General features: G+C 62.7%; 25 protein-coding genes, 5 pseudogenes and 2 riboswitches. Of the genes and pseudogenes, 12 read left to right on the top strand and 18 right to left on the bottom strand.

Features of this window, described 5'->3' with window-relative positions:
* Positions 1 to 196: 196 nt before the first annotated feature.
* From ACVJGD_RS38595 to cbiE, 10 genes and pseudogenes are all read right to left on the bottom strand, one after another.
* A pseudogene (locus ACVJGD_RS38595) lies at positions 197 to 804 on the bottom strand (nicotinate-nucleotide--dimethylbenzimidazole phosphoribosyltransferase); the annotation flags it as partial.
* A gap of 12 nt (positions 805 to 816) precedes the next feature.
* A protein-coding gene (locus ACVJGD_RS38590) for an IS630 family transposase (RefSeq protein ID WP_456640512.1) occupies positions 817 to 1801 on the bottom strand; the annotation gives its coding sequence in 2 pieces (ribosomal slippage) (positions 817 to 1408 and positions 1407 to 1801; 987 coding nt in all).
* A 52-nt stretch (positions 1802 to 1853) separates the two neighbouring features.
* A pseudogene (locus ACVJGD_RS38585) lies at positions 1854 to 2124 on the bottom strand (nicotinate-nucleotide--dimethylbenzimidazole phosphoribosyltransferase); the annotation flags it as partial.
* A gap of 1 nt (position 2125) precedes the next feature.
* Positions 2126 to 2875 carry a precorrin-6A synthase (deacetylating) gene (gene cobF / locus ACVJGD_RS38580; RefSeq protein ID WP_456639084.1) on the bottom strand — a complete coding sequence of 250 codons (750 nt, stop codon included), beginning with the start codon at positions 2873 to 2875 and terminating at the stop codon, positions 2126 to 2128.
* A gap of 42 nt (positions 2876 to 2917) precedes the next feature.
* A complete protein-coding gene (locus tag ACVJGD_RS38575) occupies positions 2918 to 3595 on the bottom strand; it encodes an energy-coupling factor ABC transporter permease (protein WP_456639083.1) in 678 nt (225 codons plus the stop codon).
* A gap of 37 nt (positions 3596 to 3632) precedes the next feature.
* Positions 3633 to 3848, bottom strand: a riboswitch (cobalamin riboswitch).
* An 86-nt stretch (positions 3849 to 3934) separates the two neighbouring features.
* Positions 3935 to 4370, bottom strand: a pseudogene (locus tag ACVJGD_RS38570) (Fe2+-dependent dioxygenase); the annotation flags it as partial.
* 17 nt (positions 4371 to 4387) lie between these two features.
* Complete coding sequence (locus ACVJGD_RS38565; RefSeq protein WP_456639082.1) at positions 4388 to 5701, bottom strand: cobyrinate a,c-diamide synthase; 1314 nt, start codon at positions 5699 to 5701, stop codon at positions 4388 to 4390.
* On the bottom strand, positions 5701 to 6483 hold the full coding sequence (gene cobM / locus ACVJGD_RS38560; RefSeq protein ID WP_456639081.1) for a precorrin-4 C(11)-methyltransferase: 783 nt from the start codon (positions 6481 to 6483) through the stop codon (positions 5701 to 5703). Before cobM ends, ACVJGD_RS38565 begins: the two co-directional genes overlap by 1 nt.
* Positions 6480 to 6848: a cobalamin biosynthesis protein gene (locus tag ACVJGD_RS38555; RefSeq protein ID WP_456639080.1), complete on the bottom strand. Its 369-nt coding sequence runs from the start codon at positions 6846 to 6848 to the stop codon at positions 6480 to 6482. Before ACVJGD_RS38555 ends, cobM begins: the two co-directional genes overlap by 4 nt.
* Positions 6845 to 8026, bottom strand: coding sequence for a precorrin-6y C5,15-methyltransferase (decarboxylating) subunit CbiE (gene cbiE / locus ACVJGD_RS38550; RefSeq protein WP_456639079.1), 1182 nt, complete (start codon positions 8024 to 8026; stop codon positions 6845 to 6847). The genes ACVJGD_RS38555 and cbiE overlap by 4 nt, the downstream gene beginning before the upstream one ends.
* On the opposite strand from cbiE, the gene ACVJGD_RS38545 reads away from it, so the two are divergent.
* The gene (locus ACVJGD_RS38545) at positions 8025 to 8774 is read left to right on the top strand and encodes a cobalt-precorrin-6A reductase (RefSeq protein WP_456639078.1); all 750 of its coding nucleotides are present in this window, start codon (positions 8025 to 8027) and stop codon (positions 8772 to 8774) included. The two genes, cbiE and ACVJGD_RS38545, sit on opposite strands and share 2 nt — an antisense overlap.
* On the opposite strand, the gene cobJ is transcribed toward ACVJGD_RS38545, so the two are convergent.
* The 7 genes from cobJ to ACVJGD_RS38510 are packed head-to-tail and all read right to left on the bottom strand — an operon-like array spanning position 8750 to position 16651.
* Positions 8750 to 9484: a precorrin-3B C(17)-methyltransferase gene (cobJ, locus tag ACVJGD_RS38540; RefSeq protein WP_456639077.1), complete on the bottom strand. Its 735-nt coding sequence runs from the start codon at positions 9482 to 9484 to the stop codon at positions 8750 to 8752. The two genes, ACVJGD_RS38545 and cobJ, sit on opposite strands and share 25 nt — an antisense overlap.
* Entirely contained in the window at positions 9481 to 10212 is a 732-nt protein-coding gene (locus tag ACVJGD_RS38535; RefSeq protein WP_456639076.1) for a precorrin-2 C(20)-methyltransferase, read from the bottom strand. The genes cobJ and ACVJGD_RS38535 overlap by 4 nt, the downstream gene beginning before the upstream one ends.
* Before the next feature lie 2 nt (positions 10213 to 10214).
* The gene (locus ACVJGD_RS38530; RefSeq protein ID WP_456639075.1) at positions 10215 to 10844 is read right to left on the bottom strand and encodes a precorrin-8X methylmutase; all 630 of its coding nucleotides are present in this window, start codon (positions 10842 to 10844) and stop codon (positions 10215 to 10217) included.
* A complete protein-coding gene (gene cobG / locus ACVJGD_RS38525) occupies positions 10844 to 12007 on the bottom strand; it encodes a precorrin-3B synthase (protein ID WP_456639074.1) in 1164 nt (387 codons plus the stop codon). Before cobG ends, ACVJGD_RS38530 begins: the two co-directional genes overlap by 1 nt.
* Complete coding sequence (gene cobN, locus ACVJGD_RS38520; RefSeq protein WP_456639073.1) at positions 12004 to 15252, bottom strand: cobaltochelatase subunit CobN; 3249 nt, start codon at positions 15250 to 15252, stop codon at positions 12004 to 12006. Before cobN ends, cobG begins: the two co-directional genes overlap by 4 nt.
* The gene (gene cobW / locus ACVJGD_RS38515; protein WP_456639072.1) at positions 15252 to 16286 is read right to left on the bottom strand and encodes a cobalamin biosynthesis protein CobW; all 1035 of its coding nucleotides are present in this window, start codon (positions 16284 to 16286) and stop codon (positions 15252 to 15254) included. Before cobW ends, cobN begins: the two co-directional genes overlap by 1 nt.
* Positions 16283 to 16651 carry a DUF1636 family protein gene (locus ACVJGD_RS38510; protein WP_456639071.1) on the bottom strand — a complete coding sequence of 123 codons (369 nt, stop codon included), beginning with the start codon at positions 16649 to 16651 and terminating at the stop codon, positions 16283 to 16285. The genes cobW and ACVJGD_RS38510 overlap by 4 nt, the downstream gene beginning before the upstream one ends.
* A gap of 89 nt (positions 16652 to 16740) precedes the next feature.
* A riboswitch (cobalamin riboswitch) is annotated at positions 16741 to 16958 on the bottom strand.
* Positions 16959 to 16997: 39 nt separating this feature from the next.
* Between ACVJGD_RS38510 and cobO the strand changes: the two are divergent.
* From cobO to ACVJGD_RS38485, 5 genes and pseudogenes are all read left to right on the top strand, one after another.
* Positions 16998 to 17639 (top strand): annotated as a pseudogene (gene cobO / locus ACVJGD_RS38505) (cob(I)yrinic acid a,c-diamide adenosyltransferase).
* 39 nt (positions 17640 to 17678) lie between these two features.
* A pseudogene (locus tag ACVJGD_RS38500) lies at positions 17679 to 18078 on the top strand (nucleotide-binding protein); the annotation flags it as partial.
* A 3-nt stretch (positions 18079 to 18081) separates the two neighbouring features.
* Complete coding sequence (locus ACVJGD_RS38495) at positions 18082 to 18381, top strand: adenosylcobinamide-GDP ribazoletransferase (protein ID WP_456640511.1); 300 nt, start codon at positions 18082 to 18084, stop codon at positions 18379 to 18381.
* On the top strand, positions 18381 to 19013 hold the full coding sequence (gene bluB, locus ACVJGD_RS38490) for a 5,6-dimethylbenzimidazole synthase (protein ID WP_456639070.1): 633 nt from the start codon (positions 18381 to 18383) through the stop codon (positions 19011 to 19013). Before ACVJGD_RS38495 ends, bluB begins: the two co-directional genes overlap by 1 nt.
* A 1767-nt stretch (positions 19014 to 20780) precedes the next feature.
* Complete coding sequence (locus ACVJGD_RS38485) at positions 20781 to 21662, top strand: FkbM family methyltransferase (RefSeq protein WP_456639069.1); 882 nt, start codon at positions 20781 to 20783, stop codon at positions 21660 to 21662.
* Between the two features lie 234 nt (positions 21663 to 21896).
* Here the strand turns inward: ACVJGD_RS38485 and ACVJGD_RS38480 are convergent, their stop codons facing one another.
* Complete coding sequence (locus tag ACVJGD_RS38480) at positions 21897 to 22244, bottom strand: hypothetical protein (protein ID WP_456639068.1); 348 nt, start codon at positions 22242 to 22244, stop codon at positions 21897 to 21899.
* Between the two features lie 741 nt (positions 22245 to 22985).
* Between ACVJGD_RS38480 and ACVJGD_RS38475 the strand changes: the two genes are divergently transcribed.
* The 6 genes from ACVJGD_RS38475 (at position 22986) to ACVJGD_RS38450 (ending at position 26819) form a co-directional block, all read left to right on the top strand.
* Positions 22986 to 23708 (top strand): helix-turn-helix transcriptional regulator, encoded by a 723-nt coding sequence (locus ACVJGD_RS38475; RefSeq protein WP_456640510.1) that lies wholly within the window; start codon positions 22986 to 22988, stop codon positions 23706 to 23708.
* Positions 23709 to 23802: 94 nt separating this feature from the next.
* The gene (locus ACVJGD_RS38470) at positions 23803 to 24435 is read left to right on the top strand and encodes an acyl-homoserine-lactone synthase (RefSeq protein ID WP_456639067.1); all 633 of its coding nucleotides are present in this window, start codon (positions 23803 to 23805) and stop codon (positions 24433 to 24435) included.
* A gap of 72 nt (positions 24436 to 24507) precedes the next feature.
* Positions 24508 to 25461, top strand: a complete 954-nt coding sequence (locus tag ACVJGD_RS38465; protein WP_456640509.1) for a LysR family transcriptional regulator — start codon at positions 24508 to 24510, stop codon at positions 25459 to 25461.
* A gap of 258 nt (positions 25462 to 25719) precedes the next feature.
* Positions 25720 to 26121 (top strand): hypothetical protein, encoded by a 402-nt coding sequence (locus ACVJGD_RS38460; protein ID WP_456639066.1) that lies wholly within the window; start codon positions 25720 to 25722, stop codon positions 26119 to 26121.
* Positions 26090 to 26536, top strand: a complete 447-nt coding sequence (locus ACVJGD_RS38455) for a hypothetical protein (protein ID WP_456639065.1) — start codon at positions 26090 to 26092, stop codon at positions 26534 to 26536. Before ACVJGD_RS38460 ends, ACVJGD_RS38455 begins: the two co-directional genes overlap by 32 nt.
* Positions 26520 to 26819: a hypothetical protein gene (locus tag ACVJGD_RS38450; RefSeq protein ID WP_456639064.1), complete on the top strand. Its 300-nt coding sequence runs from the start codon at positions 26520 to 26522 to the stop codon at positions 26817 to 26819. Before ACVJGD_RS38455 ends, ACVJGD_RS38450 begins: the two co-directional genes overlap by 17 nt.
* Position 26820: the final 1 nt, after the last annotated feature.

The raw sequence follows: 26820 nt of genomic DNA, 5'->3' as shown, positions 1-26820 counted from the left end.
CCCAGACTGCTTATTGCCGAACAAGATGTTTGCATCTCCTCACGCATCGAAATCGTGCGCAGTGCGGCGAGTTAACCGTCTGAGGCTCCCTGCGAAGCGGCGCTGATTGAGCTCATCAACAACAAGCGCGACCTGCCGATTGCGAAGAAAGAGGAGGCCCAGCGCCGCCAATGCCCTCCGGCGAGTTGCGGCGAACCACATTCAGGGCGCGAAGGACCAGACGGTGTCCCTGCTCCGCCGATTGATGCGAGGGCAACAGAAACGGCTGGCATGACGGATTGAGGCGCATGGCCGCGAATGCCGCAACCGACACGATAAAGCCGTCAATCAGGACCGGAATGCGACGCTGTGCGGCCGCAATGATCGCGCCGCAGCGGTCGCGATCTCGAGACCCCGACCGCGCACAGGATTTGCTCAGGAGTCGTACCGGGAGTGGTAAAACCATGATGGGCGAGCGCTGCGTCGATCACGCGTGCCTTGCGCGCGCGGCCGGCAGCATCAACACCCGTTCCGCTGCCGGCGGATCTCCTCTGCGCTCACGCCGAGCGGGCTGGCTGCGATCGCGGCTGACGTCGTGATATTGCCGATGCCCATCTCACCGAGGATCAGGAGATCGGACCTTCCGGCCTCCGCGCGCAACACCGCCCGCTGTCCACATTCAAAGGCAAAGGTCAGTTCCTTTGGCTCGAGCGCAGCCTCCGCGCTGAAATCGCTGCTACCGAACCGCGGCTTGTCGGTAAGAATGCCAGGCACCGGCGATTGCGTCAGCGTGCCGCCGTCGATGACCTCGAGACTTGAGCCTAAAGCGGATTCCTGTCATTTAGAAGCATAGCCTGCGTGAGCGAAATAGTTGGTGCATTCGCGTGGGCTTAGTTGTGGGATGAACGAACGGATCGCGCGCGTGAGATGCGGAACTGTTCGTGCCGCGACCTTACGCAAGTATGCCTTAAATTTGCTGTAGGGCAGCTCGATCGGATTAAGATCAGGCGAGTATTTCGGGAGATACCGCACGCTCGCCTTTGCCTTCTCAATCGCGTGCCTAACGGCAGGCGCCATGTGAACTCGGCAGTTGTCCATCACGACGATGTCGTTGCGCCGAAGGGTTGGAACCAAGCACTGCTCAACATAGGCGAGGAACATTTCTCCGGTCATAGCTCCCTCGATCACCATCGGGGCAGTCATTTTATTGTGGCGCAAGGCCGCCACGAAAGTGATGGTCTCCCATGACCCCAGCGGAACGGCGCCGATCACCCTGACACCCCTTGGCGCACGCCCCCGGAGCCGCGCCAGATTTGTGCTGACCGCAGTCTCGTCGATAAAAACGAGCCGGGCGGGATCAAGAAAACCTTGCTCTCGTATCCAACGTCGGCGAGCTCGCGCAACGTCCTCTCGCTGCCGTTCAGTAGCCTGCAGGCTTTTTTTTAAAGGTGATGTTGTGACGGTCGAGAAAGCGCCAGAGCGCGCTGCGGCTGGTTCGAATTCTCCGCTTGCGCAGCTCTGCAAGCGTCTCCACCAGGGTCAGGTCTGGATGCTCAGCAACCACAGCCAAAATCTCGGTTGCGAACTCTTCGAGCGGCGAAACGCTTCCGCCGCGCGGCTTCGCAGCGGCGCTGTTATCGTCCCGCCAGCGCTGCACCCACTTGACCGCCGATGCTACACTCACCTCGAAGCGTTCGGCCGCCTCGCGCCGCGACGCGCCCGCAGCCACGGCCTCGATAACGCGTTCCCGCAGGTCACAAGAATAGGCCTTCGGCACCGCCCGCCCCCGCCGGCAAGGAGAATCAATGCACACAGTCTCCATCATCGCTAACCGTTTGGGAATCCCCCAGATTCAAATCGGGCGAAAACCGCTATAGTTCGCGCGCCAGCACCGATATCGCGGCTCCGCCCGAGGCGAAATTCGACATCATGGCGATCGTCACCTCCTGAGGATACGCGCCCCCCTGAGCAACAATGCCGTGATCGCTAGCGAATATGGTGATCGGCACGCGGGCTGCACGAGGTTGCCTCAACTGTTGCAGACCGGCAAGCTCAATCGCGATTTGCTCGAGCCGGCCAAGTGCCCCCGGTCGGCTTGGTAAGTTGAGCCCGACGCGCGAGTGCGGCGGCGCAATGGACGGCCACGTCAGGATCTGCGTTTCAGGATACAGCTGTCCATGATCCAGCCATGTCGCTCGCGCGCCTGTTGCCGTGCGGCGACGATGCGAGGCCCCACGTCGGAAAGCTCACCCGACATGGTGATCTGATTGGTCATCCCGAGATAGGCACCCCACCAGATGTGGATTCCTTTGGGCTTCAAGGACTGGAACGCCGCGCCGCCATCCAGTAACACGACAACAGTGTCGGCGCTATCAGGCCAGCCGCCCTCACGCAACCGCCGCCCGGTGGTAACTAAGAAGGGTTCGCCGACATCGTTCAGCGGCAGCGCATGCGCCGCGCACAGCGCCTGGATAGATGTGATGCCCGGAACCACGTCGATGGTCGGCAACGGATTGAGCCTGCGCGCGATCCGCAAGGACGAGTCATAGAGCGAAGGATCCCCCCAGATCAGCAGCGCAACGCGCCCCGTGTTTCCAAGGTGGCTCGCTATTTCTCGCGACCAGGTTGCAGCGACGGCGTCGTGCCATTCGTCCACGGCTTTCCGGTAATCTGCCACGCAGGCGTCCCGCACGGGCAGGTCGAATTCCGCGATGCGCGTCCGATCGTTGGTGAGTACCTCTGCGCAAATCGTCCGCCGCAACTCGGCGAGGTCGGACTTAACAGCTCCCTTGCGAGGGATCAGGATGAGATCGACTGCATTGAGGGCACGGATCGCGGCGAGCGTGAGCTGTTCGGGATCGCCGCAACCGATACCTATCAGGGAGAGCGTCAGCATCACTGATACGAAGGCCGCCGTCGGGTCCGCCTTTCTAGGTCGTCAGCGGGCGTTGTGGAGACGCTGGGTGACGAAGCCCTCGACTGTGACGCCTCGCAGCGACTTTGCCAGAGCAAGCGCGGCCAGATCGGCTAATGGCTCGATCACGATGACAAACGTGTAGGAAGCGGCAAAAGTCGCGATGTCGGCGAGGTTGGACGCGCCAAAGCCCGCACCATAGAGCGCCCAGAACGCGACCCATGCCACAATGCCGGACTGATACGCCGTCGAGAGCGCCAGCGCCTGGCTATATTGTAGGTCAACATAGGCCGTATTTCGAGGAATGATCCGCTGAGCGAGCGCGTGGACCGCAAACAATGGCACCAGCAGCGTGGTGAGGTTCATGCCGTATTGCGGCAGGTCGGTCGGCACGAAGAACAGGCCCTGCAGCAGAAGACCGAGCGCGAGCCCGAGTGCAGCCGGTGCCGTACCGAACAAGAGGAACAAGGTCGAGCCGAGGATGAAATGCACCTCCGAGACACCGACCCGAAAATGCGGGAACAGCTCGAAGAACGAAAATACCAGCGCCGTCGTTGCAATCGTGCGCACGACAAAAGAAGCGACACCCTGCTCGCGCACGGTATCGACCGCGAGCTTCAGGGTACAGCTGGCCGCGGCGGCGCCCGTAGCGTAGCTCAGCACGAGCTTGGCTCCCGTCACAATCCCCGGTTCAATGTGCATGGTCCACGTCCTTCCTGCCGTCACACGCGACGGCCATGGCGTCAAAACTTGCAGGGCCGGTCTCCTGGCTCTCGGTTCGACAGGGAGTGCGGTCTTCCCCGGCATGATTGCCCAATAGCGGATCGGATCCCTGCACCGCTTTAAGTCGCGGGACCGGCCGGGGCTTCGGGCACCGCAACTCGGCCCCTATGCCATTCCCGATTATGCTCCGGCGCGTTGCGCCGCGTTGAGTACCATGCCTTCCCTGTGTGCCCCTTTCGCGGAGCAGGCGTCAAGGGGCGAAGTCGGATCCACGACGGCATCATCACGGTGACCCCCTCGAGCGGATGAGAGAGGCATTCATGCTTCGGCCCAGTAACGGATCAGGTTGGGATAGATGCCGGTCAATTCGACCCGTTTCAGGATCGTCTCGCCCAAGCCGCTGAACCAACGCCTGGATGGCGGTGTCGAGATCGAAGATCAGGCTGCGGCCCCCCGCATCCCGTACCATGCTCTGCAACAAGAAAGACGCAACACGCGTGCCCCGTGTCACGTCCGTGACCGGATGCAGACTTGAAGCAGGATAAAGTACGAGATCGCCGGCCGGCAGCTTCAGTTCATGGGAGCCATAGAGGTCCTCGATGACGAGCTCGCCGCCGTCATAATCCTCCCGCTCCGAAAGGAACAGCGTAACCGACAGGTCGGTCCGGATCGGCACGCCCGTCAGCTGGCCTTCCCTCACCGGATTGTCGACATGCAGGCCGAAAAGTTGGCCATCGGCGGCCGCGTACCGAGACAAAGGAGACGAAACGGTCACCTCTCCTCCGCAATTAGGTGGAAGAACGTGCCTGTGGCGTGACCACGCCGCGAACCGGTTTCGGCAACCACGGCGCCGGTCGCATCGCGCACGACAGCGAGAGCTTTATCTGGTTGCGCGATGATCGTGGAATAGTGAAACTCGTGGCCTCGAAGACGTGCGCCGGGTTTGTGCCCCGGCATCGAAGCAGCGAGCTCCGCAAACCGGTAGCCCAGATGCATGCGACGCTCGGCAAAACTCGTCTCAAGACCGAGCAAACCAACCATCTCATGGCGAACGCCATCACCGTCGGTCAGGGCGTTGCCCATCACCATATAGCCCCCGCATTCGCCGTGCACGGGTCGCGTCTCGGCGAAGGCGCGCAGCCTTCCGCGAAACCGTATGTTGGCCGCTAGCCGGCCGGCATGTAACTCAGGATAGCCGCCAGGCAGCCAGCAGATGTCGGCACTATCATCAGGGCCCTCATCGGCAAGCGGCGAGAAGATCGTGATCTCGGCTCCGGCCGCGCGCCAAGCCTCCACCATGTGCGGATAGACGAACGAGAATGCAGCGTCGCGCGCCAGCGCGATGCGTTGGCCGGGCGGCGTGACGTTTAAGTCGTGTGCGGCGCTCGGCGCGGTCCAGGTGCATATTGCCGATTCCAGCACGCTATCCAGATCGACATGATCCGTGACGAAGCGCGCGGCTTCGGCAACCAGGCCGTCGACCTCGGCCTGCTCTTCCACCTGCACCAGGCCAAGGTGCCGCTTCGGCAAGGTGATTGCTGTATGGCGGGGCAACGCACCGAACACGGCAATGCCAGCGCCTGCCATGGCGCGGCGCACGAGGTTTTCGTGCCGCGCACTGGAGACGCGATTGAGGACAACGCCGGCGAGGCGCACGCCTGCGCGGAAATCGCGCAATCCCGCGGCCACAGCCGCGGCGGTTTGCGCCTGTCCGGATGGATCGAGCACCAGCAAGACCGGCCAGCCCATCATCTCGGCGATATCGGCGGTAGCGCCGGTCCCCGAGACGCCCGGTGCGGCAACGCCGTCGAACAGGCCCATCGAGCCTTCGGCCAGAACGAGGTCCGCATCAGCACCGCGCGAGACGAGCGCTTCGATGGCCTCGCGACGCATGGCCCAGCTATCGATGTTCATGGAAACGCGCCCGGTGGCGGCCGCATGAAAGGCGGGATCGATATAGTCGGGCCCGCTCTTGAAGCACTGGACCTTCAGCCCGCGATTGCAATAGGCGCGCGCCAATGCCAGCGTCAGGGTCGTCTTGCCAACACCGGATGCCGGTGCGGAGATGATGAGGCTTGCCGCCATCAGGAGCCTTCCGGAAAGCGCGGCGTCGGCCCGAGCGGCCGATAGCGGCGGTCATAGTCGGCGGCATACAGGCGACTCTCTCCGAAATCTTCCGAACCCAGTGTGCGGCCGACCAGAATAACGGCCGTGCGCTCGAGCTCGGTGCCAACCGCAGTATCGAGTGTACCCAGCGTGGCGCGAATGATGCGCTGGTCCGGCCAACTCGCGCGCCACACGATCGCGACCGGGCAGTCTACCCCGTAGACCGGCGTGAGCTCATCAATCAGCTTGGCAAGTAGATGGATCGAAAGATGGACGGCGAGCACCGCGCCGGTCGCGGCGAACGTGGCGAGTTTTTCGCCTTCAGGCATCGCGCTCGCCCTGCCCGGGATTCGCGTCAGCACGACGGATTGCGCCAGGCCCGGCAGCGTGAGCTCGACCTGGAGCGCAGCTGCAGCCGCGGAAAAGGCCGGCACGCCTGGCGTGACTGAGTAGGGAATCTGAAGTGTGCGCAGGCGGCGCAACTGCTCGCCCATCGCCGACCAGATCGAGATATCTCCGGAGTGCAGCCGTGCGACGTCCTTGCCCTCACGATGTGCCGTGACGATCTCTGAGATGATCTTGTCGAGCGACAGCGGCGCGGTGTTGATGATGCGCGCTTCCTTCGGGCAATGCGCGAGCACACCCTCGGGAACAAGCGAACCGGCATAGAGGCAGACCGGACAGGCGGCGATGAGATCACGTCCGCGCAAGGTGAGCAGATCGGCTGCACCCGGTCCGGCGCCGATGAAGTGCACCGTCATTCGCCATCCCGTTGCGCGATCGCCGCAGTCGCCGTCCGATCCCGCGAAACAGCCCGCAGCGAGATAAGGCGCGCCCCACGCCCAGCCGCAGCCAGCGCCGCGGCTTCGGCCAGGGAACCCGTGCCGAACTTCGCCTTGATGATTGCGGACTGTGTGGACGTGGCAATACCGGCCAGTACCTTCGCCGGAATGGCCTTGATCGGCACGTTGAGTTCGCGCGCCAGCAATTTGAGCGCGGCCGTTTCGGCCTTGTCGGCGACCGTTGCAACCGCCGCGAGGCCACTAGAACCGCCCGCGGCGGCGAGCGCTTCGCGCAGCGCAGCCAGCGTGACGTCCCGCTTGAATCCCAGACCTGCGACCTTCACTTGGCTGTACTCCATTGCATGACCGGTCGCGCTGCTTCCCAGGACCGGTAGCGGCCGAGGTGGCCTGCATGCGCAATCTCGATCCGCATCAACTCGCCGCCACGGCGTTTCTGGAGGTCCGAAAGCAGCGCCTCGGTCTCTAGTGTGACGGCATGCGCAACCACCCTGGTTCCCCGCTCAATGCGCGACCAGACACCATCGAACATCGCGGCGTCGAGCCCTCCGCCGATGAAGACGGCTTGCGGCGTCTCAAGGCCTGAGAGGATATCCGGTGCTGTCCCCTCAGCGATGGCGATCCGATGCATCAGACCGAAGGTCGCGGCATTGCTGCGGATATTCGCTGCGCGATCAGCCCGCGCTTCAATTGCGATCGCTGTGCCACCGCAGAGAACCCATTCCACGGAGATCGAGCCTGAACCGGCACCAATGTCCCACAATCTTTCGTCGCGACTCGGCGCCAGCGCCGAAAGCGCGAGCGCGCGCATCGGCCGCTTGGTGATCTGGCCGTCATGTATGAAGAGCGCGTCCGAAAGCCCGGAGCTGCGCGGAACGCCGTCCCTTCCATTGGCTTCGAGCGCAACTGCCACCGGACCCGCGCCCGGATCGGCCACATAGGCGTCGGCGCGTTGTTGCGTCACGGATTCGCGCGGGCCGCCAAGTGCAGTGAGAATCCAGAGCCGCGACTCGCCCCAGCCGCGCGCTGTCAACCATTCGGCCAGATCGGTGGCCGACTTGCCATCGCCCAGGAGACAAATTATGCGCGCTTTGCGCGCCAGATGAGACACCAGCCGTTCGAACGGGGCGACGTGAAGTCCCAAACAGGTGACCGATTCGAGCCGCCAGCCCAGCCGCGCTGCAGCAAGAGAGAATGTCGAGGGCGCGGGATGTGCGATCCATTCGCTCTTGTTCAGCCGCTCCGCGAGATTGGTTCCAACGCCGTACCAGAACGGATTGCCCGAGGCGAGGACGGCCGTCGGACGGCCACGACAAGACAACACACAGTCCGCATCAAAGGGCACGGGCCACGGACGGCCGCGGCCGGTAATGCCTGCCAGCGCGAGATGCCGTTCCCCTCCAAACACCGTCTCGGCCTCCTCTAGTGCCTTTCGGCTTGCTTGCGAGAGGCCGGCAAGGCCATCTTCGCCAATGCCGATAATGGTCAACCAGGGATTATCCATGATGCGCGCGCTCATTCTGGGCGGAACTAGCGATGCCAATTTGCTTGCGGACGCCGCCGCTCGCGCCGGGCTCGACGCAGTCTATTCGTATGCCGGGCGGACGCGAGCTCCGGCCAGGCAATTGCTGCCGATCCGTATCGGCGGGTTCGGCGGCGTGAGCGGCCTTGCCGACTATATTCGCAGGGAAGGAATTACGCATGTCGTCGACGCGACCCATCCCTTCGCAGCCGAGATAAGCCGCAACACAATTGCTGCCTGCGAGGCAACCGGAACGCCGCTGATCGCGCTCGAGCGCGTGCCTTGGGCAAAGGCGGCCGGCGACACCTGGATCGAGGTCGCGGACATCGCCTCCGCTGTCGCGGCATTGCCGGAGAACCGCGCGCGGGTGTTCCTTGCGATCGGACGGCAGCACATCGCAGCCTTCAGCGCCAAGCCGCAGCACGCCTACACATTGAGATTTGTCGATCCGCCGGATGGACTGCTGCCGTTCCAGGACGTCGACGTCATCGTGTCGCGTGGGCCATTCACCCTTGCTGGCGAACTGGAGATGATGCGCGCGCGCGGCATTGAACGGATCGTTGCCCGCAATTCCGGGGGAACGGGCGCGCGTGCCAAGATCGACGCCGCGCGCGAACTCGGCGTTCCCGTTCTCATGCTTACGAGGCCCGAATTGCCCGACAGGCCGCGAGTGGAAAGCGTCGCCGAAGTCATGCAATGGCTCGGTCATCGGGCATGCCTTGGTGCATAGACCCAGCGGCCGACGCGGCGTGTCGCCGAATTGCCGACGATAACCAGCGTTCGCATATCGGCCATGTCCGGCCGTGCTTCGTGCAGCATCACAGTTTCAATCCGCTCCTTGGGCGTCGTGACAGCGTGCGCGAAGATCACGAGCCGTTCGCCGCAGCCCGCCTCCTTCAGAACCGAGAGCGCGCGCCCAAAGCCCTCTGGCCGGCTTGCCGAGCGCGGATTGTACATCGCGATCGCGAAGTCGGCCTCGGCGGCAAGCCGCAGGCGTCTCTCGATCATCGACCACGGCTTCAGATTGTCGGAGAGATTGATCGCGCAAAAATCGTGTCCGAGCGGCGCGCCGGCGCGCGCGGCTGCCGCCAGCATCGCGGTCACACCGGGCAGAACGTGGATTGCAAGCCCCTGCCATTGCGGCGCGTCTTCTAGCGCTTCGAACACTGCGGAAGCCATCGCAAAGATGCCGGGATCGCCGGAGGAAACCATGACGACGCGGCCTCCTTCCGATGCCAGGCGCAAGGCATCACCAGCGCGCTGCAACTCCAGGCGATTGTCCGACGGATGCAGCGAGAGTCCTTCGCGCGGTTGGACACGCGCGACATAGGGCGCATACCCCACTATGTCGGTCGCTGTGGCGAGCGCGGCGGAAACTTCCGGCGTGACCAGCGCCTCGTCGCCCGGCCCAAGTCCCGCGATGGTCAATGTGCCCTTCATTCGGCGGCATCCATGCGCCGACCCTGCCCATGCACGAGCACGATCGCGAAATAGGGACACTCGGCCTCGTCCACGTCCTTCAGCCGCGCAACGCGCTCGCCCGGCATGGTGCCGCGTTCGATCAGCCATGCCTCGCCAAGTCGGCCGGCGGCTTGAAGTGCGCGGCGCACCTTTTTCAGATTGCGTCCGGTCTTCATGATGACGAGCGCGTCGGAATTGCGCACGCGCCGTTCGAGCTCGTCTTCCGGCAGCGTGCCCATCAGCACCGTCATCACGTCGTCGCCGAGGGCGATGGGAAGGCCGACCGAATTCCAACAACCGGTCATTCCGAGAATGCCCGCGATCACATCTATTTCGACCCGCCCCTGCAGACGCACGTGCAGGTGCATGAAGGAACCGTAGAAATAGGGATCGCCCTCGCAGAGCACGACGATATCGACTGCGCGGGCGATCCGCGCAAGGCGCTCTGCCCACTCATCGTAGAAGCTGGCAAGAACGCGAATATATTCCGGACTATCGAAGGCGATCTCCGTGGTGATCGGATACTCCATCGGATATTCGCAGACGTCCTTTGACAGCAGCCCGTCCACGATGCGCCGGGCCTGGCCGGGCCTTCCCTTCTTCCGGAAATAGGCGACATGCTTGGCCGCGCGGACCACGCGATCGGCGCGCACGCTCATCAAGTCCGGATTGCCTGGCCCAAGACCGCAACAAATGATGCGCCCCATGGCTATTCGCTCCGGCTTGCAAGCGCATTCACGGCGGCGACCGTGATTGCCGAGCCGCCAAGCCGTCCCTCGACCGTCAGTGCCGGGGCGGGTGGATCGGCCATCAGCGCAGCCTTGGCTTCAGCCGCGCCGACAAAGCCGACTGGACAACCGATGATGGCCGCGGGTCTTGGACAATTGCGATCCTCCAGCATGTTGAGGAGGTGAAATAGCGCGGTCGGTGCATTGCCGATGGCGACGATCGCACCGTCCAGATGCGGGCGCCACAGCTCCAGCGCTGCGGCTGAGCGCGTATTGCGCATGGATTGGGCGAGCGAGGGAACTGCGGGATCGTCGAGCGCGCAGATGATGGCGTTGCCGGCCGGCAGGCGCGCGCGCGTAATTCCCTCCGAGACCATGCGTGCATCGCAGAGGATAGGTGCGCCGTTCTGTAGCGCGGACCGCGCGATCCGCGCCATGCCGGGCGTGAAGCGGATATGCGCTTCGAGACCCACCATGCCCGCCGCATGGATCATGCGCACGACAACGGGCTCCTCGTCGGCGGAAAAGCGCTCAAGGTCCGCCTCGGCACGGATGGTGGCGTAGGACTGACGGTAGATCTCTGCACCATTGGTCTCATAGACGTGCGGCATCAGCGCGTTCCCGTTAGAACGGAAGGATCCGCGATCATGCGGCCGGCGCTCAGTCCACGTAAGGCTGGCGCATCCCGGGTCGAGCCGCCGCGGACGAGGTCAAATCCCTCGCGGGTCGCGATAAGGGTGAACGAGGCATTCCCGGAATGAGCACAGGCCTTGGCGCAACCGGAGATGTGAAGCCAGGCATCGGCGGCAACATGGGGTGCAAGTGCCGCCGCAAGCGCGCGCGTATCGGCATGCGCCTCGCGGCACGCCGGCGCGCCGCTGCAGGCGACGACGCGCAGGATCGGATCCTCGGCTTGGGTGATGAGGCCATCGCGGTGGGGCATTTCCCGCACGCCTTCCGCCAGAATCATGCGCCACGGCGTCATCCGCAGTCTCTGCGCGCATCCGGCAAGATACGCGAGCGCGGCGCGGGTTAGCTGCCCGAAAGCCGCACCGACCATCGCGCCTTCCGGATAAAAGCCCGGACGCGGCACCGCGATCCTGCGGGCCGGCTTGACGTGGCCACAAAGCGCGTGCGGCGGTTTTGCGCCGGCCCGGATATACGCTGCCATCCGCCCTCGCCCATCCGGGGCTCCGCCGGAGTTGACGAACCATTCGGCAAGCGCGAGTGCGGTCTTCACGGCTTCCCTCGGCGTGACGGGACGACCATGCTCCGCACCGTCGGCGCGCACGATCAGCTCTCCCGCGAGGCTGCGCTCGATGCGGATATCGGCCGAGGCGCTGGAAAGCGCGCGCTGTGTCCCGCAATCAACGGCGAAGCCGAATTTGGTCGGCAGGCCGCGCGGTCCCATCGCAAGCCCCTGCTCAAGCTCTGCGGCGAGTGAACAGGTATCATCGCCTGCGCTCCAGAACGGCGTGACCAGGATGTTGCGCCGCGCTTCCAACTCCGGATCGGGGTCGATCAAGTTCAGCCGCGAGAGTTCCTCGATCAGAGCACCGTGGTTTGCATCTGTAACACCCCTGATTTGGAGGTTGGCGCGGCTGGTCAGATCGATCAACCCATTGCCGTAGCGCTCGGCCAGCACCGCAATTCCTGCTGCCTGCTTCGGATCGAGCCCGCCACCGTGCGGACGGATCCGAACCACGAGCCCATCCCCCGACCGCATCGGCCGCAAGGCGCCGGGGCACCAGCCCTTGATCGCAACCACGCTCACGAGGCCTCCTGCAGCGCGATCGCAATCGAATTGCGCCGCGTTCTCCAGAGCGAAGCTTCATGCAAACGGGTGAAGCAAGTCTCGATCGCCGCGAGCGCAGCCGGATTCTCGCGCGCCATGAACGTGCGAACATCATCGTTGCCAAGCGTCGCGTCGTAATAGAGATCGAACAAATGCGCGGGCACCGCGTCAGCAAGATAGGCAAAAGCGGTCATATGCTCGAGCGTCGCGGCGATCTCCGCCGCGCCACGAAAGCCGTGGCGCATCATGCCTGCGATCCATTTCGGACTGGCGGCGCGCCCACGCACCACGCGAGATAGCTCCTCGCTTAACGAGCGCGCATGCGGCCGATCCGGACGCGTGGCGTCGAGGTGATAGAGTGTTGGGGCGACCGTGCCCAACCGCGCCGCCGCGGCCGCAGCACCCGCCTGGTGCACCGCATAGTCTGCGGCCAACAGGGGGTCTGTTTCCGGCAGGTCCTGCACATGGACAAAGGCGTCTGCGGCGATGAGCCTTGCCTCGATGCCGGCGCGATCAGGCCGCATAGCACCGTTGGGGGCGAACGCCCAGGATGAAGCGGAAAGCCAGGCTTCACCGGCCGTGCTGCGTGACTCTTGTGTGAGAACATCCGGCAATGACGCCATGCCGATCCCATACTGCCCGGGCCGCGGGCCGAACACGCGCGCCGCACGATGACGGTAGGGATTTTCGTTGTCCTCCTCGTGAAGTTCAGAAAGCGCTTCGGTCGCCGCCTCGAACAGTTGCGCAAGAGATGAGAAGACGTCGCGAAACAGCCCTGACACGTGAAGAGTAACGTCGATGCGCGGCCTGCCGAGCACCGCCGTTGCGATGATGTCGTAGCCCGTCACCCGCCCCGAAGCCTGATCCCAGCGCGGCGCGGTGCCGGCAAGGTGCAGAGCCATCGCAAAATCTTCGCCTGCGGTGCGCATGGTCGATGATCCCCACAGATCAACCACGACCCCCTTCGGCCAGTTACCGTGATCTTGCAGGTGACGGCGCAGCAATTCCTCGGCGAGCTTGATACCTTGCGCGTGCGCCGAGGGCGTCGGCACCGCGCGGGGATCCACGGCGAACAGATTGCGCCCGGTCGGCAGCACATCGCGGCGCCCGCGATAGGGGGAGCCGGCAGGTCCCGGCGCAACATACCTCCCGGAGAGCGCATCGAACAGCGCGCCCTTCTCCGCCTCGCCGCAAGCTCCGCGGCCGAACACATGCAGGCCATCGCCAAACTGGCTTTCCTTGAGATCGCAGACGAAGCGATCGATCCGGGGAATGGCCTCGGCCGGCGCGATCGAGGCGGTAAGGCCGAGATCATCTTCCAAGCCCGCGGCGCGCGCCTCATCGCGGATCGCTGCGATCAGGCGCTGGCGGCGCGCGGGATTAAGACCATCGGCCGTCGAATATTCATCGAGCAATTGCTCGAGCCGGCGCAGTCCTTCCGGCAACGCCGCCCGCGCTAACGGCGGCGGCAAATGGCCGATTGTCACCGCGCCGATGCGGCGCTTGGCCTGCGCCGCTTCGCCGGGATCGTTGACGATGAAGGGATAGATCACGGGCACGTCGCCGATCAGCGCTTCCGGCCAGCAAGTAGCCGACAGCGCGACGGACTTGCCGGGCAGCCACTCCAGCGTTCCATGCGCGCCCATGTGGACGACCGCGTCGACCTCTTGCTGCCTGAGCCAGAGATAGAACGCGACATAGGCGTGGCGAGGCGTGCGCGAGAGATCGTGATAATCGGTGTCGCGATCATTCAGGTCGCCGCGGTCCGGCTGGAGCGCGACGATCGTCTTGCCGCGCCGGATCGCAGCGAAATGAAATTCGCCGCCACGGCAGGCGGGGTCGTCTTCCGGCGCGCCCCAGGCGGCTGCGAGATCATCGTGTAACTCTCGCGGAAGCCTGGCCACCTCGGTGCGGTAATCGCAAACTTTCCAGGTCAATTTCTCGCATAGGAGAGTTTTGCCGAGCACCCCCGCCGCCTCGACGTCGTATCCCGCGCCGGCGAGATCGGACAGCAGCGTTTCAACTGATGCGAGCGCATCGAGTCCGACCGCATGCGCGATCTGGTGCGGGCGGCCAGGATAGTTCGAGAGCACAATCGCCAGTCGCTTCTCGACCGCCGGCTTGTTCGCGATCCTGTGCCAGGCCACGATTCGATCCACGACAGCATTGACGCGTTCGTCGTCGGGCCTATGCGACAGGCGTGCGAATTGCAGATCGGGATCGCGCTCGCCCGGCGATTTGAAGCTGACCACGCCTGCAAACAGCCGGCCGTCAACCTCCGGCAAAACCACATGCATTGCCAGATCAGCCGGCGTTAGTCCACGAAGCGATTCCAACCAATCATCGCGCCGGACCGTCGACAGCGCGACCTGGAATACCGGGCAGGATGCGGCATCGAAAGGCGTCGTCCCGTCTTCTCCGACCGCGGAGAAGGCGGTCGCATTGACGATCACAGCGGGAGGGCATTGCTTGAATTTTCCCCTCAGCCAATCCGCCACGCCAGCAGCCTTCAGCGAGCTGACGAACACGCCGTAAGCATCAAAACCTTTCTGCCGCAATGCTGCAATCAGCGCGTCGACCGGGGCGGTGTCTGCCGCGGTGAGATAGGAACGATAGAAGGTGACGAATGCGCCTGCCCGCTGGTCGGAAGTTGGCTGCAGTACGATTGCGCCGCGGCGCGGATCGTAGAAACCGATCTCAGGAATTTCGATCTCACCGATGGCACGCCCAGCATGGAGGCCCGACGCCAGCGCGAGTTGGGCGATCGCAGCCTGCGCCGCTATCGTTCCCCCTTCTTCGCACAAGGCCCTCAGGTGTCGGAGCGTCGAGACGGGCAATGTCGAGAACGCATCCAGGCGCGGGTCATCACGACAGTCGGCCGGAAGCACCGCAAGCGCGATGTCGCGCTCCTTCGCCAGTTGATGCAGGGCAGCCAGCCCATATGACCAGTAGGATTCGCCACCGATCAAGCGCACCAAGATGCCGCGCGCATGCGACGCCGTCCGCTCGATATAGGTGTCGACCGAAAGCGGATGACGCAGCTCTGCGAGATTTGCGAGCCTCAGCGACGGCAGGCCGCCGCGGCCGCGGCGCCAGCCGGAAGCGAAAGCGGCGAGATCGCTATCGGAGTACGAGAGCACAACAAGGTCGGCCGGATCCTGGCCGAGATCCTTAGGCGTCGCGGTCTCCTCAAGACCGCGGCTCTCGCGAAAGACGACGTGCATCAGACACCAAGTCCCGCCCTGATGGCAGGCTCATCGATATTGTTGTGTTCACCGATCACAACCAGCTTCGACTGCCTCGGCCGCGTGCCCCAGGGTATATCGAACTGATGTTGCACCCGCTCCCCGACTGATTGCAGGAGCAATCGCATTGGCTTGCCCGCGACCGCGATGTATCCCTTCGCGCGCAGGACGTTCTGTTCACGCGCAAGCCGCCGGATCGATGCGACCAAGGCAACGACGTCAGCAACTTCCGGGAGATCGACGACAACCGAGGCGAAGTCGTTGTGCTCGTGTTCTTCTTCGCCGTCATGATGAGAAGGTCGCGCGGCGAGATCGTCTTCTGCAGCTGCTTCGAGACCAAGGATTACGCGCGCATCGACTGCACCGTCGACGACCGGCAGCATCGGCACGCGACGCGGCATTTCGGCGAGGATCGCCGCCTTGGCCGCTTCAACTCCGTCCGCGCCAGCAAGGTCCGCCTTAGTGAGCAGCACGATATCCGCGCACGCGATCTGATCCTCGAACACTTCCGACAGCGGCGTCTCGTGATCGAGGTTTTCATCGGCCGCGCGCTGTGCCTCCACCGCGGCGAGATCCGGCGCAAAACGGCCGGCCGCCACCGCCTCGGCGTCGGCCAGTGCAATCACGCCGTCGACCGTGATCCTTGAACGGATCTCCGGCCAATCGAAGGCCTTGAGCAACGGCTTCGGAAGGGCGAGGCCCGACGTCTCGATCAGAATATGGTCGGGCTTTACCCTGCGCGAGAGCAGCTGCTCGATGGCGGGAATGAAGTCGTCGGCGACCGTGCAGCAGATGCAACCATTGGCGAGCTCGACGATGTTCTCGGCGGGACAGTCGGCGTCCGCGCAGGATTTCAGAATCTCCCCGTCCACGCCCTCGCTGCCGAACTCGTTGACGAGCACCGCAAGCTTCTTGCCGTTCGCGTTGGCAATCAGGTGCTGGATCAGGGTCGGCTTGCCCGAACCGAGAAAGCCCGTGACGACGGTGACCGGGACCTTGGCGAGCGTGTTCATTCTGCGGCCTCCGACAGGACAGCGATGGGTGGAATGCGGGCAAGCGATTGCTTGCGGAAGATCTCTGGCCGGCTGCGCCATGGCACGATGCCGTCGGGCGCCGCCGCATAGGCCGCAGCTCCGGCAACAGGCGCGTTTGCCTCCGACAGGGGTCCATAGACGTAGGACCAGCGTCCCGGCGCGCTGAGTGCAACCGAGCACCCCTGGCTGCAAGCCGACAGGCACTCGACTGGAACAACATTGACGCCTTCCGGCACGCCAGCCTGAAGGATCGCGCTGTGCCGATGCGCGCCTGGCGTGGCTTCGCCTTCCATTGCCGATTGGCCGGCACGGCAGGTAATGTAGACGTGAAGCGTGACGGTCATCGCCCTCCTCGACGTTTGGCGGAGGCGATGAGGCGCACGAACCGTGGACATAGGGGTTCGCTGCCGTCGCGGAGCACCCCGTCCGCCGGTCTCAAATCTCTGCGCTGGCAGGTCTCCCGGCTTGCGGAGCAGGTTTTCCCTTCGATCTCCACCTTCCCAACCCCTTAACAGGTCAGTGGCTCTTGAAGATCTCTCCGGTCACGGTCGCGGGGGCGGCTGCGTTTCAGGCTCAGGCTTCGTGGCTAGAGCCCTATCGCATTCCCTCTTCGCCTGTCGTAGGACAGGAACCAACGCCGCTCCACCATTTGCCCAAGCGTGCAACTTGTCAAGCCAAAGGAACGTCCAGATGACTTCCGAGACTGATACCGCTGAGGAGGAGACCGTGATCTCGGAAGCCTCGCTGGACAACCGCCATACGACCAAAATGGCCAAGAAAAAAGTCGCGCGCGACCGGATGAGGGCGACTAAGAGCCGCGAAAGGGACTCATCATCGTCCACACCAGGGGCAAGAAAAATCTTCTTCGGCCTTCGGCATGATCATGCGGTGCGTAGCGCATGGCTTCCCCTGCGCCGTCGTACAATTCATCAAGCGTGCGTGGGACACCGGCGAGCGCCGCCTGCTGACCGGACGTTTTGGCGATCTGTGCCAGTTCCATGCGATGGGTGAAGGCTTTACCTGGGAAACACAGGACCGCGCCCGCGACATCGCCGCCGTCCGTGCCGCATGGGAAAGCCCATGCAGCTGATCGCCGATCAAGCATTGCGCATGATCGTTCTCGAGGAGATTAACATTGCGCTTCGTTACGACTATCTGGAGATCGGCGAGGTCGTCGAGTTCGTGAAGAATTCAAAGCCACCGATGACGCACGTCGTCCTCACCGGACGTAACGCGAAGAAAGAATTGATCGACGCCGCCGACCTCGTCACGGAGGTGACGCTGGTGAAGCATCCCTTCCGATCCAAGGCGCAGCCCGGCGTCGAGCTCTGACGAAGCTACCGGGAATCCGATTCGGTGGCGCGCGCATTGATGATCCAGGGGGCAGGCTCCGACGTGGGCAATTCGCTCATCGTCGCTGGCCTTGCGCGTGCAGCGATCCGCCGCGGCTATCGCGTACTTCCGTTCAAGCCGCAGAACATATCGAACAATGCGGCCGTGACCGCCGACGGCGGCGAGATCGGACGCGCGTAGGCATTGCAGGCGCAAGTCGCAGGCGTCGAGCCCCATACCAACATGAATCCCGTCCCGCTTAAGCCGGAGACGGAATTGGGTGCCCAGATCATCGTGCAGGAACGCCGCCTGGCGACGCTGGGCGCCCGTGCATACGCTGCGATGAAGCCATCGCTGATGGAGCCCGGTCCTCGAAAGTTTCGGACGCCTGAAGCGTCGCGCCGATCTTGTTCTGGTCGAGGGCGCCGGCTTGCCCGCATTCATGTGGCTGATTCCGCCGGCGCGGTCGGATGGACTTTCGGCCGGAGCCGGACAGCCGCCGGGGCGAAGCGCGGCAATTGCATTTCGTCTCGGGGCTCTTTGTCTCGTGTGCGGTTTCGGGTCGAGCAAGGCGGTGATCGGAGCGATTCTGCTCTCACTGGCGGGGCTGATACTGGCGTGGCTTGCAACGAGGCAGGTCGGAGGACAGACAGGTGATATATTGGGCGCGTTCGAACAGATTGGCGAGATCGCGATCTTGTTGATGGCGACCGCCCTCCTCCATGCGGAACTTCGACTTTGATGATCTCATTCGATGAAGCTTTTCGCCGACAATTGCGCGAACTGTTCGTGTGGCGCCGCGACGTGCGGCGCTTTCGCCCCGATCCGCTGCCGAGCGGCGCCATGGAGCGGCTCATTGAGATCGCCTGCCCATCCCCCTCGGTCGGCCTGAGTCAGCCCTGGCGCTTCGTAATCGTTGATAGTGAAGCGCGACGGCGCGCGATCATTGAGGACTTTAAGACCTGCAATGCCTGCGCGTTAAGCGCCTATTCCGGTGAGCGGGCGGCGCGCTACACGACGCTGAAGCTCGCCGGCCTCGAAGAGGCGCCTGGGCATCTGGCGGTATTCTCGGAAAAAGCATGCGAAACCGGGCACGGGCTGGGTCGTGCGACGATGCCGGAGACCATCGACTATTCCGTCGTCGCGGCCATTTGCTCGGCATGGTTGGCCGCGCGTGCAGAAGGCATCGGGATTGGCTGGGTGTCGATACTCAATCCGGTCCGCATCTGCGAGATTCTCGACGTGCCGGCGTCCTGGAAGTTGATCGCCTATCTTTGCGTCGGCTACCCCCAGGCGGACTTTGACCGACCTGAGCCTGAACGGGCCACGTGGGAATATCGACGAAGGTCGACCGAATTCACGACTCGACGTTAAGGCTGTCGAACATTTCAACGAGCAATTGGAATCGAAAGGGGCCGCCTCTTTGCGACCCCCTGCCGGTGAAAATTGATCCGGAATGAAATGGAGCCCCGGCAAGAGCCATCCTAGAGTTTTCCACAGCCCTGTTCCGTAAGAGCATGGTGTCCCCATTTCCGCGAGTGTCCATTCAAACACCCCTATTGAGCCAGGGCCTTCGCCAGCTGTCCGCCAAAAAGAAAATGGCCCTCAGCTCCGGGGCTGCCGCCTGGGGCCATACTTACCTCAATAAGGCGCTAAACGCATGTCCAGTTTGTTCGGGCGATTGTCCTGAACTTGCGCCAAACCACTGCCGGGGGGCTCGGCGTTAACTTGGAGCGCCGAGGTGTCAGCTCGATCCTAACCTGTCTGGTGTCTCGGGCTTTTCCGCCTACGCCAAAATCCTGCAAACGGCGCCGTTTTCTCGCGGTATCCCATTCAAAAACGACAACGATCAGTCCGACCGGCATCATGCCGAGCGCCAACGTTATCAGCACCATCTCGAATACGCGCAAAGGTTCTCCAATTGCCACAGAGGTTTATGGCAGAACGTAGATCGGGCTGGAGCCGTGAATTTGACGAGCCGATCGCAGTGCCCACGGACGCCAATTTCGTCACCTGCACGACGCGGCTAACTGAATAGCGGCCAAGCCTTTGGTTCTGAGCACTTCTCATCGGGACGATGTTCTTTTGGCCCTAGACAGCAGCTTTTCGAAGGCGATCTTCATTGGATCAATAGTGGCTAGATTCATAAATCTCGGCTGGAAGGTAGCGGAGGAATACGAACGTCTCCCTCTATATGCCGAGAAGTGGAAACCCACGAATGACACTATCCCCAGCCCCGCTCAATAAGGGCCCGGTAGGTATCCATCGACCTCCTCGCTCCCTCGTTTCAAATGAGAAAGGCTGTATGGCTCCTGCAGACGCTCCTTGAAGCAACGGTGCAAGTCCCTCGCCTGAAGTTAAGGCCACGGCTTGGGGGCAGAGCTGAGGCCCTGCTTTATGCGATAGGCCAGCGGCAAGTTCAGTTTCCGCAAGGCTCCAAAGCACGAAATCGGATCCGCCATCCCCGGCGATATCCTCATCCTACGCAGGCTGAACATGTACGCCTCTCCCCCACCGCCGCCGCTGGCTGTGTAGGCCCTGAGCCGATGTCAGATTCCGCGCGTCAGCCGCTTCCTTGCATCGAGGAAATGAACGTCGAAAGACAGGTCGCCGCGTCGAATGGTGCTCGTGGCGCTTCCTTGACATCAGATAAGGGCGCTGCGCGTGGTCGGTGGAACAAGCGGACAACAACTCCTCCGCTCGCCCCGAAGATCCCTCGGAGCGCGACCAACTCGATCTGCTTCGTGCGCTTCCTGGCGATCCGGGCCCCCGCGGCGCGCAAGACTTAATGACGTATCCGTTCTTCGACGCAGCCGCCGATACACGTCGAGCTATGCCAGTTCGCGGTCGACGGGCTGCTGCCGCGCGCAGCCTTAGTCGAGCACGTCGACGATCGCAGTCCGGTTGCGCGGCGTGTCGGTCGCGGCCTTTGCCGACGAGTCGACGAACAGCGCGCCAGCTCTGGTCCTTGCCTAAAGTGCCTCAGTAAGGTGAGGAGATGCACCTCGCTGGCGGAGAGTGAAATGAACTTGGCTAGACATCGAAACGGCTTGAATCTCACGTGGTGTCAGGTTGTAGGCTCGGAAAACCCATGACCAAAGCTACACGACGCGGGCAGCGCGCCCGGAGATTGGGAGTGGTATGCTAAGCGAGAAGACAGTCCGTTTTTTCCTAAACTATGCAAAATCAGATCCCCTGAAGTTTATGGATATGCTTAGGCGGCGGGCGATCGAGCAGCTTTCAAGCTGCCCCAGCGGGATTGCTTCAACCCGCTTCGGCGACGTCAGATACGAGATCGATATGTCTATGCATCGATTGATGCGGAAGTACTATTTTCATACGCATGAGATGTTTCTAGAGCGAGTGTTCGATCGATACCTGAAGCCCGGAATGATCTTTATCGATATCGGCGCCAATTGCGGCTATTGGTCGGCCTATGCATTGGCGCGCGTCGAACGACGAGGTGAGGTTCACAGCTTCGAACCCGTCCCGCAATATTTCAGGCATCTCACGCGGCTTTCTGACCTGAACCCCCAATATTCCATCCAAGCCAACAACATGGCTTGTGGCGCGTTCCGAGAGAGGCTCGCCATGTCGATTATTCCGCCTCGAAGTGATAACTTCGACAACTATAATACCAACATCGGATCGAGCTCGCTGTTTCCTGGGTTTCTCAGCCATGCGCAACAGCTGACCGAGGCCTTGGAAGTTGAGGTCGTTCCATTTGATGAATACCTCGCCAGCCATGCAATTGACCTCGACCGAATTGGTCTCATTAAGATCGATGTCGAGGGATTCGAAGGGGCGGTGTTCGATGGCATGCCACAACTCCTCGGCAAGGCTGGACGCAAGGTACCGATCTTGTGTGAGATTCTGACCGACTCCAAACGTTCAAATTCGCTCGATGGTGCTGCAATCATTCAGCGGCTCGACAATCACGGCTATAGTTGCGTCAATGCTACAAACCTGCAGCCGATAGACAGGGCCGCGCTCGGGTTTGAGGAGAATGTCCTGTTTACGTGATTGACAATCGAGCCTTTTGGTGGAGCAGCAGCATCTGTCGAAGCTCTCGAAGTTAGAGGTAGACGACGCCTTGGATGAGGAACTAAAGCTCCTGCTCGAACGCGCGGAAGCGGCCATTGCAGAGAGTAGAAGGCTAATTAACGAGAACCGCGCTCGCACGTTCGAGAGCAGACTTTGGCTTCAGCGGCTGTATTGGTATTCAGTCGGGGACATGACCGACACTCTTGCCGCCCGTCAGGTCGATGGTAGTGACTCGGTGGGCGGCGAAGTAATATCTCCATGTTTGGTGCCATCTGAAGTGAGCTTGATGGCGAGACGCTCGCCGCGGAAAGACCGACGTTTGAAGCTGATGTAGGTCCTGGGGCGATACTGTCCGCACGATCTCATGGCTGTCGTATTCCGGGGCGCCGGTAAGCGGTCCGGCATCGATCCCAGGATCGGTTTGTAAAGGCCGACCGACACCTGCTGTCCCAGCGCCTCGTGTGGACCTTCGCGTACAGCAAGGATGTGCTCCTCGATCTCGCGGTCGCTCTGCTTGGGCTCGAATGTGCCGCCGCGCTTCGCCAATGCCAGCGCCGACATTGGTCTCGACCGCTACGCGGTGGCCGGCGGACACATATTTGCAAACGGCTCCAGGCGTGAGGCCCAACGGTATTGGTGGTATTGCTTTCCTTGGGGGAACACTGACTTCTTGCAGTCTCCTGCAAGCCTGCGACGCAAGCGGCCAGATAGCGCAGAATTCGGCAAACTTCGGCACCGTAACGCAGGATTCAAAAGAGATGGGCATCGACAACATCGATGTGACAATTCTCGCTGGGCCTAGCACGAACACGCGGATCAGTCAGAACCGCACGCTCGAACGGGGTCTACCCAGCACTGCGTCGCGCGCCGGCAGCACGAAGGGGCCGACGGATATATCACAGAGGATCAGGCCGGTATTTGACCTAAACCGATTTGGCCTCAACACCACCGTCCTCGATAGAGAAGCTAACCGCTCTCAAGCAGAGAAACGATAATGTCGATGCAATTCGGCGCTATCGCAGCCACCAACAAGAACAACTCAGGCGCCTCTGAAAAAGGATAAACCAGACCTTAGGAAGACGTCTTCTTCCTGCTTTCGCCGCATTCACGGCGAAGTTTCTATTAGAAGGCTCAAGGCACAACAGCGGAGAACTGGGCCTGCATGGCCTTGCTGATGGAACCTGCAACTGACCGGCGTCGCCTCCCTGCATGCCAGAACGGTAAGGTTGCGCAAGACCGCTCGCGCGATAGATCCCGATGTGGCAAGTACCGATGACCAGGGAGGCCGTGCGTTCATCCATGCTGTATCGCGCTCTTCAACGATTTGTCGATCGGCTGACCGAAAGCCCAGACGGGGATGCGGCTCAGCAGAGCATGGCCGATGTCGCCGCCGCGCTGAACCTGTCCTGCTTTGCCTATCTTGCTCTCCCTCACGACCGAGGCGCTGCCCCAACGCTCATCTCGACCTATCCGCAATGCTGGACGGCATATTATCTCCAGCGCCACTATGAACGCCTCGACCCGGTCGTCGGCCAGGCGATCCGCCACACGAAACCCTTCCGATGGGGCCTTGGGCTCGGACCGCGGGTTCGGTCAGAGGCCGAGCGTGAACTATTTGAAGAAGCCGCCAGCTTCGGCATTCGATGTGGCTTCACGATTCCCATCCACGATGATCAGGGTGCGATCGCCGCCGTGACCTTCGCGACCGACCAGCGACGACTTGCGTTCGAACGCTCGATCACGGCGCACGGTCAGGTTCTGCAGGTCCTGGCGATGTACTTCCACGCGCACGCCAGGCGGACGTTGAGGTCCGATCGCCTGGTCGGTGGCGTGGTGCTGTCTCCGCGCGAGCTCGAATGTCTCGAATGGTCGTCGCGCGGGAAATCTGCCTGGGATATCGGGACCATTCTCGGCATCTCGCGACGAACCGCGGCCTTTCATCTGGACAATGCCCGCGCCAAGCTCGGCGTCCGCACGCTTGGTCAAGCCATCGTGCGGCTCGCCGAATCAAAACCTCGAAAGTAATTGACCGATCATGCATACGCAACCTGTGCATGTGCACAGGATGCGTTTGCATCAGCGTCTGCTTTGATGGCCGATACAAAGCAGGGAGGCAGCAATGATGCTGTTCATCACGTCCGATGACTACGGCGAGTTCGTCCATGAACTCGCCGAGATGCATCGACTGCGCTATCGGGTTTTCAAACGCCGTCTGGCCTGGGAGGTCCAGGTCAGCGGCGATCTGGAGATCGACGAGTTTGACGTGCTTCGGCCGGTGCATCTGCTGTATCGCTCAAGCGAGGGCCGCATTCAAGGTGGCGTGCGCCTGCTCCCGACGACGGGTCCAACCATGCTTCGAGACACCTTCCCCATTCTGCTGAACGGACAGCCGGCGCCACGCCGCGACCGGGTGTGGGAGAGCAGCCGCTTTGCGCTCGATGTGCCGCCGGAGGCGCCGAAAGCGGGGGCTGGACTTGCGGCCGCGACCTACGAGCTTTTTGCCGGCATGATCGAGTTCGGCCTGTCCGTTCGACTGAGCGACCTCGTCACCGTCACCGACGCGCGCATGGCGCGCATTCTGCGCCGCGCCGGGTGGCCGCTCCGCCCGATCGGCCAGCCTCGCCCGCTCGGAACCACCCTGGCGGTGGCGGGCTATCTGGAGGTGTCGACCGATGCCTTGGCGCACATCCGCACGGCAGGCCGCATCTCAGGTCCGGTGCTCTGGGCGCCCGTGATGCGCGCGGCCGCCTAGGCCCTTGGAATGAGCACACGGCGGGCCCATTGCGGCCCATCGGGCGGCAAGCTCCTCCCCGCTGACGTCAACATGAGCCATGTCCCACAACCAAGTCCCTCTCGGCCGGGCGGCCGAGCGCTCGAGCTCAAGCACCTGCGATCGGCCGTCACGGCGGCCGAGTGTGGCAGCTTTCGTCAAGCCGCGGAGGTGCTGAGGTTGCAACAGTCGAGCCTCAGCCGATCGATTCGCCAGATCGAGCATTGCCTCGGCGTGACGCTCTTCGCGCGCTCAAGCGGCGGCGTCAGCCCGACGCCCGCCGGCCGCAGCATTCTTCGCCTGGCCCGAACGATTCTGGAAGAATTTGACGGCCTGGTGGCCACGGCGCGGTCAGCTCAGACCAGCGAGACCGGCCGGCTCGCCGTCGGGTTCTGTACATCACTTTCGGCGGGCAATTTGCAGGCCTCGTTGCTCGAGTTCAAACGGCGATGGCCCCGCGTCGAACTGGCGACGGTTGAACGATCGCGGACCCGTCTGGCACGGGCCTTGCGCAATGGCGTGGTGGATATTCTGATCGTCACCGGCAGCCTGCCGCTGCTGGACTGCAAGAGCTTGGCGCTGTGGAGCGAGCGGGTGGTCGTGGTCTTACCCCAGGACCATCCGCTCGCGGCGCGCGAGAGCATCTGCTGGACCGACCTGCGCGGCGAGACGGTGCTGCTCAGCCATTACGATCCCGGGCGCGAGTTCGAAGAGTTGTTGGTTTCGAAGCTCGTCGCACCTGACGATCGTCCCAAGATCGAGCGCCACGACGTCAGCCGCGGCATCATCAAGAGCCTGATCAGCATGCAGGCGGGTGTCAGCCTGGTGCTCGAATCCGATCTCGGGGCCAATTTTGCCGGCTTGGTCTATCGGGACCTGCGCGATGACAGCGGCCCAAGCCGGTTCGCGTTTTCGGCCTATTGGCGGGCCAACAACGCAAGTCCGGCCTTGAGCGCGTTCCTGACGATGCTTGCGGAGCGCCACCCCTCGCCGCGCCTCGCGCGATGACGCGCGCGGCGCGCCCTCAAGAAGCTCCTGTCCGTTGCCATGAACCGCGCCGCCATCGGGACACGATGCATAATCTATGATCGACGGCGACGATAACGCGACGTTGCGAAGCTCATCGCGAAGTCAAATCGACGAGCGCATTATCAGCGGCGGGCTGCAGCCAGACGCCGTAGGGTCAAAAAACTGAAAACGGCCGAGAAGCCGTTCCTTTATGCGGGAGCGGCTTAGCGGTGTCGGAGGCAGTCCGGTTACAATTAAATGATCAACGACGCTCTTCGAGAGGGGCAGGGGCTCGGCATGGATTGGGCGCGCATACTGGCCTACGTGACAGGGACGGTGGACCAGGAGCTACTGGCCCGGAATGAATATCCGGCTGCCGAGAACCGCATCATCAAGGTGCAGTTGAAAGGTCGGGTGAAGCTCTCGGATGCCGAGCGAGGCGCGCTCGGCGAGATCGGTCATCGCCTGGGCCGCAAGGTTCTTACCGACGTCGCCACCGTAGCCCGGCCGGACACCATCCTGGGCTGGTATCGCCAAGCTTGTTGCCCGCAAGTTCGATGGCTCGAAGGCGCGTCGAGGCCCGGGCAGACCACGAAACAAGCGCGAGGTCTAGGAGCTGATCATTCGCATGGCCAGCGAGAACCGGGACTGGGGCTATGACCGGATTGCGGGCGCGCTGGCCAATCTGGGCTACGAGATTTCCGATCAAACGGTTAGCAATGTCTTGCGGCGCCACGGTCTGTCGCCGGCACCGGAGCGCAAGCGCACGACCACGTGGGCCGCCTTCATTCGAACCAACGTGGCGCTGTTGGCGGGGACCGACTTCTTTACCGCCGAGGTACTGACGCTGCGCGGGCTGGTGACCTACTACGTGCTGTTCTTCATCCATCTCGAGAGCCGCCGGGTGGAGATCGCCGGGCTCACCGTTCACCCGGATGAGGCGTGGATGAAGCAGATCGCCCGGAACGCGACCATGGACGATTGTGGCGCGCTGCGGGATTGTCGCTATCTGCTGCATGATCGCGACACGAAATTCACCCGGTCGTTGCGCCATCCTAATGTCAGGTCGGGTTGAACCGCTCGCGCTGCCTGCGCGCAGCCCGAACCTGAATGCCTACGCCGAACGCTGGGTGAGGTCGAAGGAGGAGTGCCTGTCCAAGGTGATCCTGTTCGGCGAGCGCTCGTTGCGGCAGGCGCTGAGCACTTATGTCGACCATTTCCATGCCGAGCGGAATCTTCAGGGGAAGGGCAACGTCCTGCTGTTTCCTCGGGCGACGGATTGGCAGCGCGAGGGGCCAGTGTGGTGCCGCGAGCGATTGGGTAGGCTTCTTCGCCATTATCATCGAGAGGCGGCGTGAA

It is taken from the genome of Bradyrhizobium sp. USDA 10063 (genome assembly GCF_054063735.1).
This window is presented reverse-complemented; position numbering and strand designations above follow the sequence as displayed.

Coding starts and splice junctions, on each gene's coding strand:
- cobF (WP_456639084.1), bottom strand. CDS start 2,875: ATGCTGACGCTCTCCCTGATAGGTATCGGTTGCGGCGATCCCGAACAG.
- ACVJGD_RS38575 (WP_456639083.1), bottom strand. CDS start 3,595: ATGCACATTGAACCGGGGATTGTGACGGGAGCCAAGCTCGTGCTGAGC.
- ACVJGD_RS38565 (WP_456639082.1), bottom strand. CDS start 5,701: ATGGCGGCAAGCCTCATCATCTCCGCACCGGCATCCGGTGTTGGCAAG.
- cobM (WP_456639081.1), bottom strand. CDS start 6,483: ATGACGGTGCACTTCATCGGCGCCGGACCGGGTGCAGCCGATCTGCTC.
- ACVJGD_RS38545 (WP_456639078.1), top strand. CDS start 8,025: ATGATGCGCGCGCTCATTCTGGGCGGAACTAGCGATGCCAATTTGCTT.
- cbiE (WP_456639079.1), bottom strand. CDS start 8,026: ATGGATAATCCCTGGTTGACCATTATCGGCATTGGCGAAGATGGCCTT.
- cobJ (WP_456639077.1), bottom strand. CDS start 9,484: ATGAAGGGCACATTGACCATCGCGGGACTTGGGCCGGGCGACGAGGCG.
- ACVJGD_RS38535 (WP_456639076.1), bottom strand. CDS start 10,212: ATGGGGCGCATCATTTGTTGCGGTCTTGGGCCAGGCAATCCGGACTTG.
- ACVJGD_RS38530 (WP_456639075.1), bottom strand. CDS start 10,844: ATGCCGCACGTCTATGAGACCAATGGTGCAGAGATCTACCGTCAGTCC.
- cobN (WP_456639073.1), bottom strand. CDS start 15,252: ATGCACGTCGTCTTTCGCGAGAGCCGCGGTCTTGAGGAGACCGCGACG.
- cobW (WP_456639072.1), bottom strand. CDS start 16,286: ATGAACACGCTCGCCAAGGTCCCGGTCACCGTCGTCACGGGCTTTCTC.
- ACVJGD_RS38510 (WP_456639071.1), bottom strand. CDS start 16,651: ATGACCGTCACGCTTCACGTCTACATTACCTGCCGTGCCGGCCAATCG.
- ACVJGD_RS38495 (WP_456640511.1), top strand. CDS start 18,082: ATGTGGCTGATTCCGCCGGCGCGGTCGGATGGACTTTCGGCCGGAGCC.
- bluB (WP_456639070.1), top strand. CDS start 18,381: ATGATCTCATTCGATGAAGCTTTTCGCCGACAATTGCGCGAACTGTTC.
- ACVJGD_RS38485 (WP_456639069.1), top strand. CDS start 20,781: ATGCTAAGCGAGAAGACAGTCCGTTTTTTCCTAAACTATGCAAAATCA.
- ACVJGD_RS38480 (WP_456639068.1), bottom strand. CDS start 22,244: ATGTCGGCGCTGGCATTGGCGAAGCGCGGCGGCACATTCGAGCCCAAG.
- ACVJGD_RS38470 (WP_456639067.1), top strand. CDS start 23,803: ATGATGCTGTTCATCACGTCCGATGACTACGGCGAGTTCGTCCATGAA.
- ACVJGD_RS38465 (WP_456640509.1), top strand. CDS start 24,508: ATGAGCCATGTCCCACAACCAAGTCCCTCTCGGCCGGGCGGCCGAGCG.
- ACVJGD_RS38460 (WP_456639066.1), top strand. CDS start 25,720: ATGATCAACGACGCTCTTCGAGAGGGGCAGGGGCTCGGCATGGATTGG.
- ACVJGD_RS38455 (WP_456639065.1), top strand. CDS start 26,090: ATGGCCAGCGAGAACCGGGACTGGGGCTATGACCGGATTGCGGGCGCG.
- ACVJGD_RS38450 (WP_456639064.1), top strand. CDS start 26,520: ATGTCAGGTCGGGTTGAACCGCTCGCGCTGCCTGCGCGCAGCCCGAAC.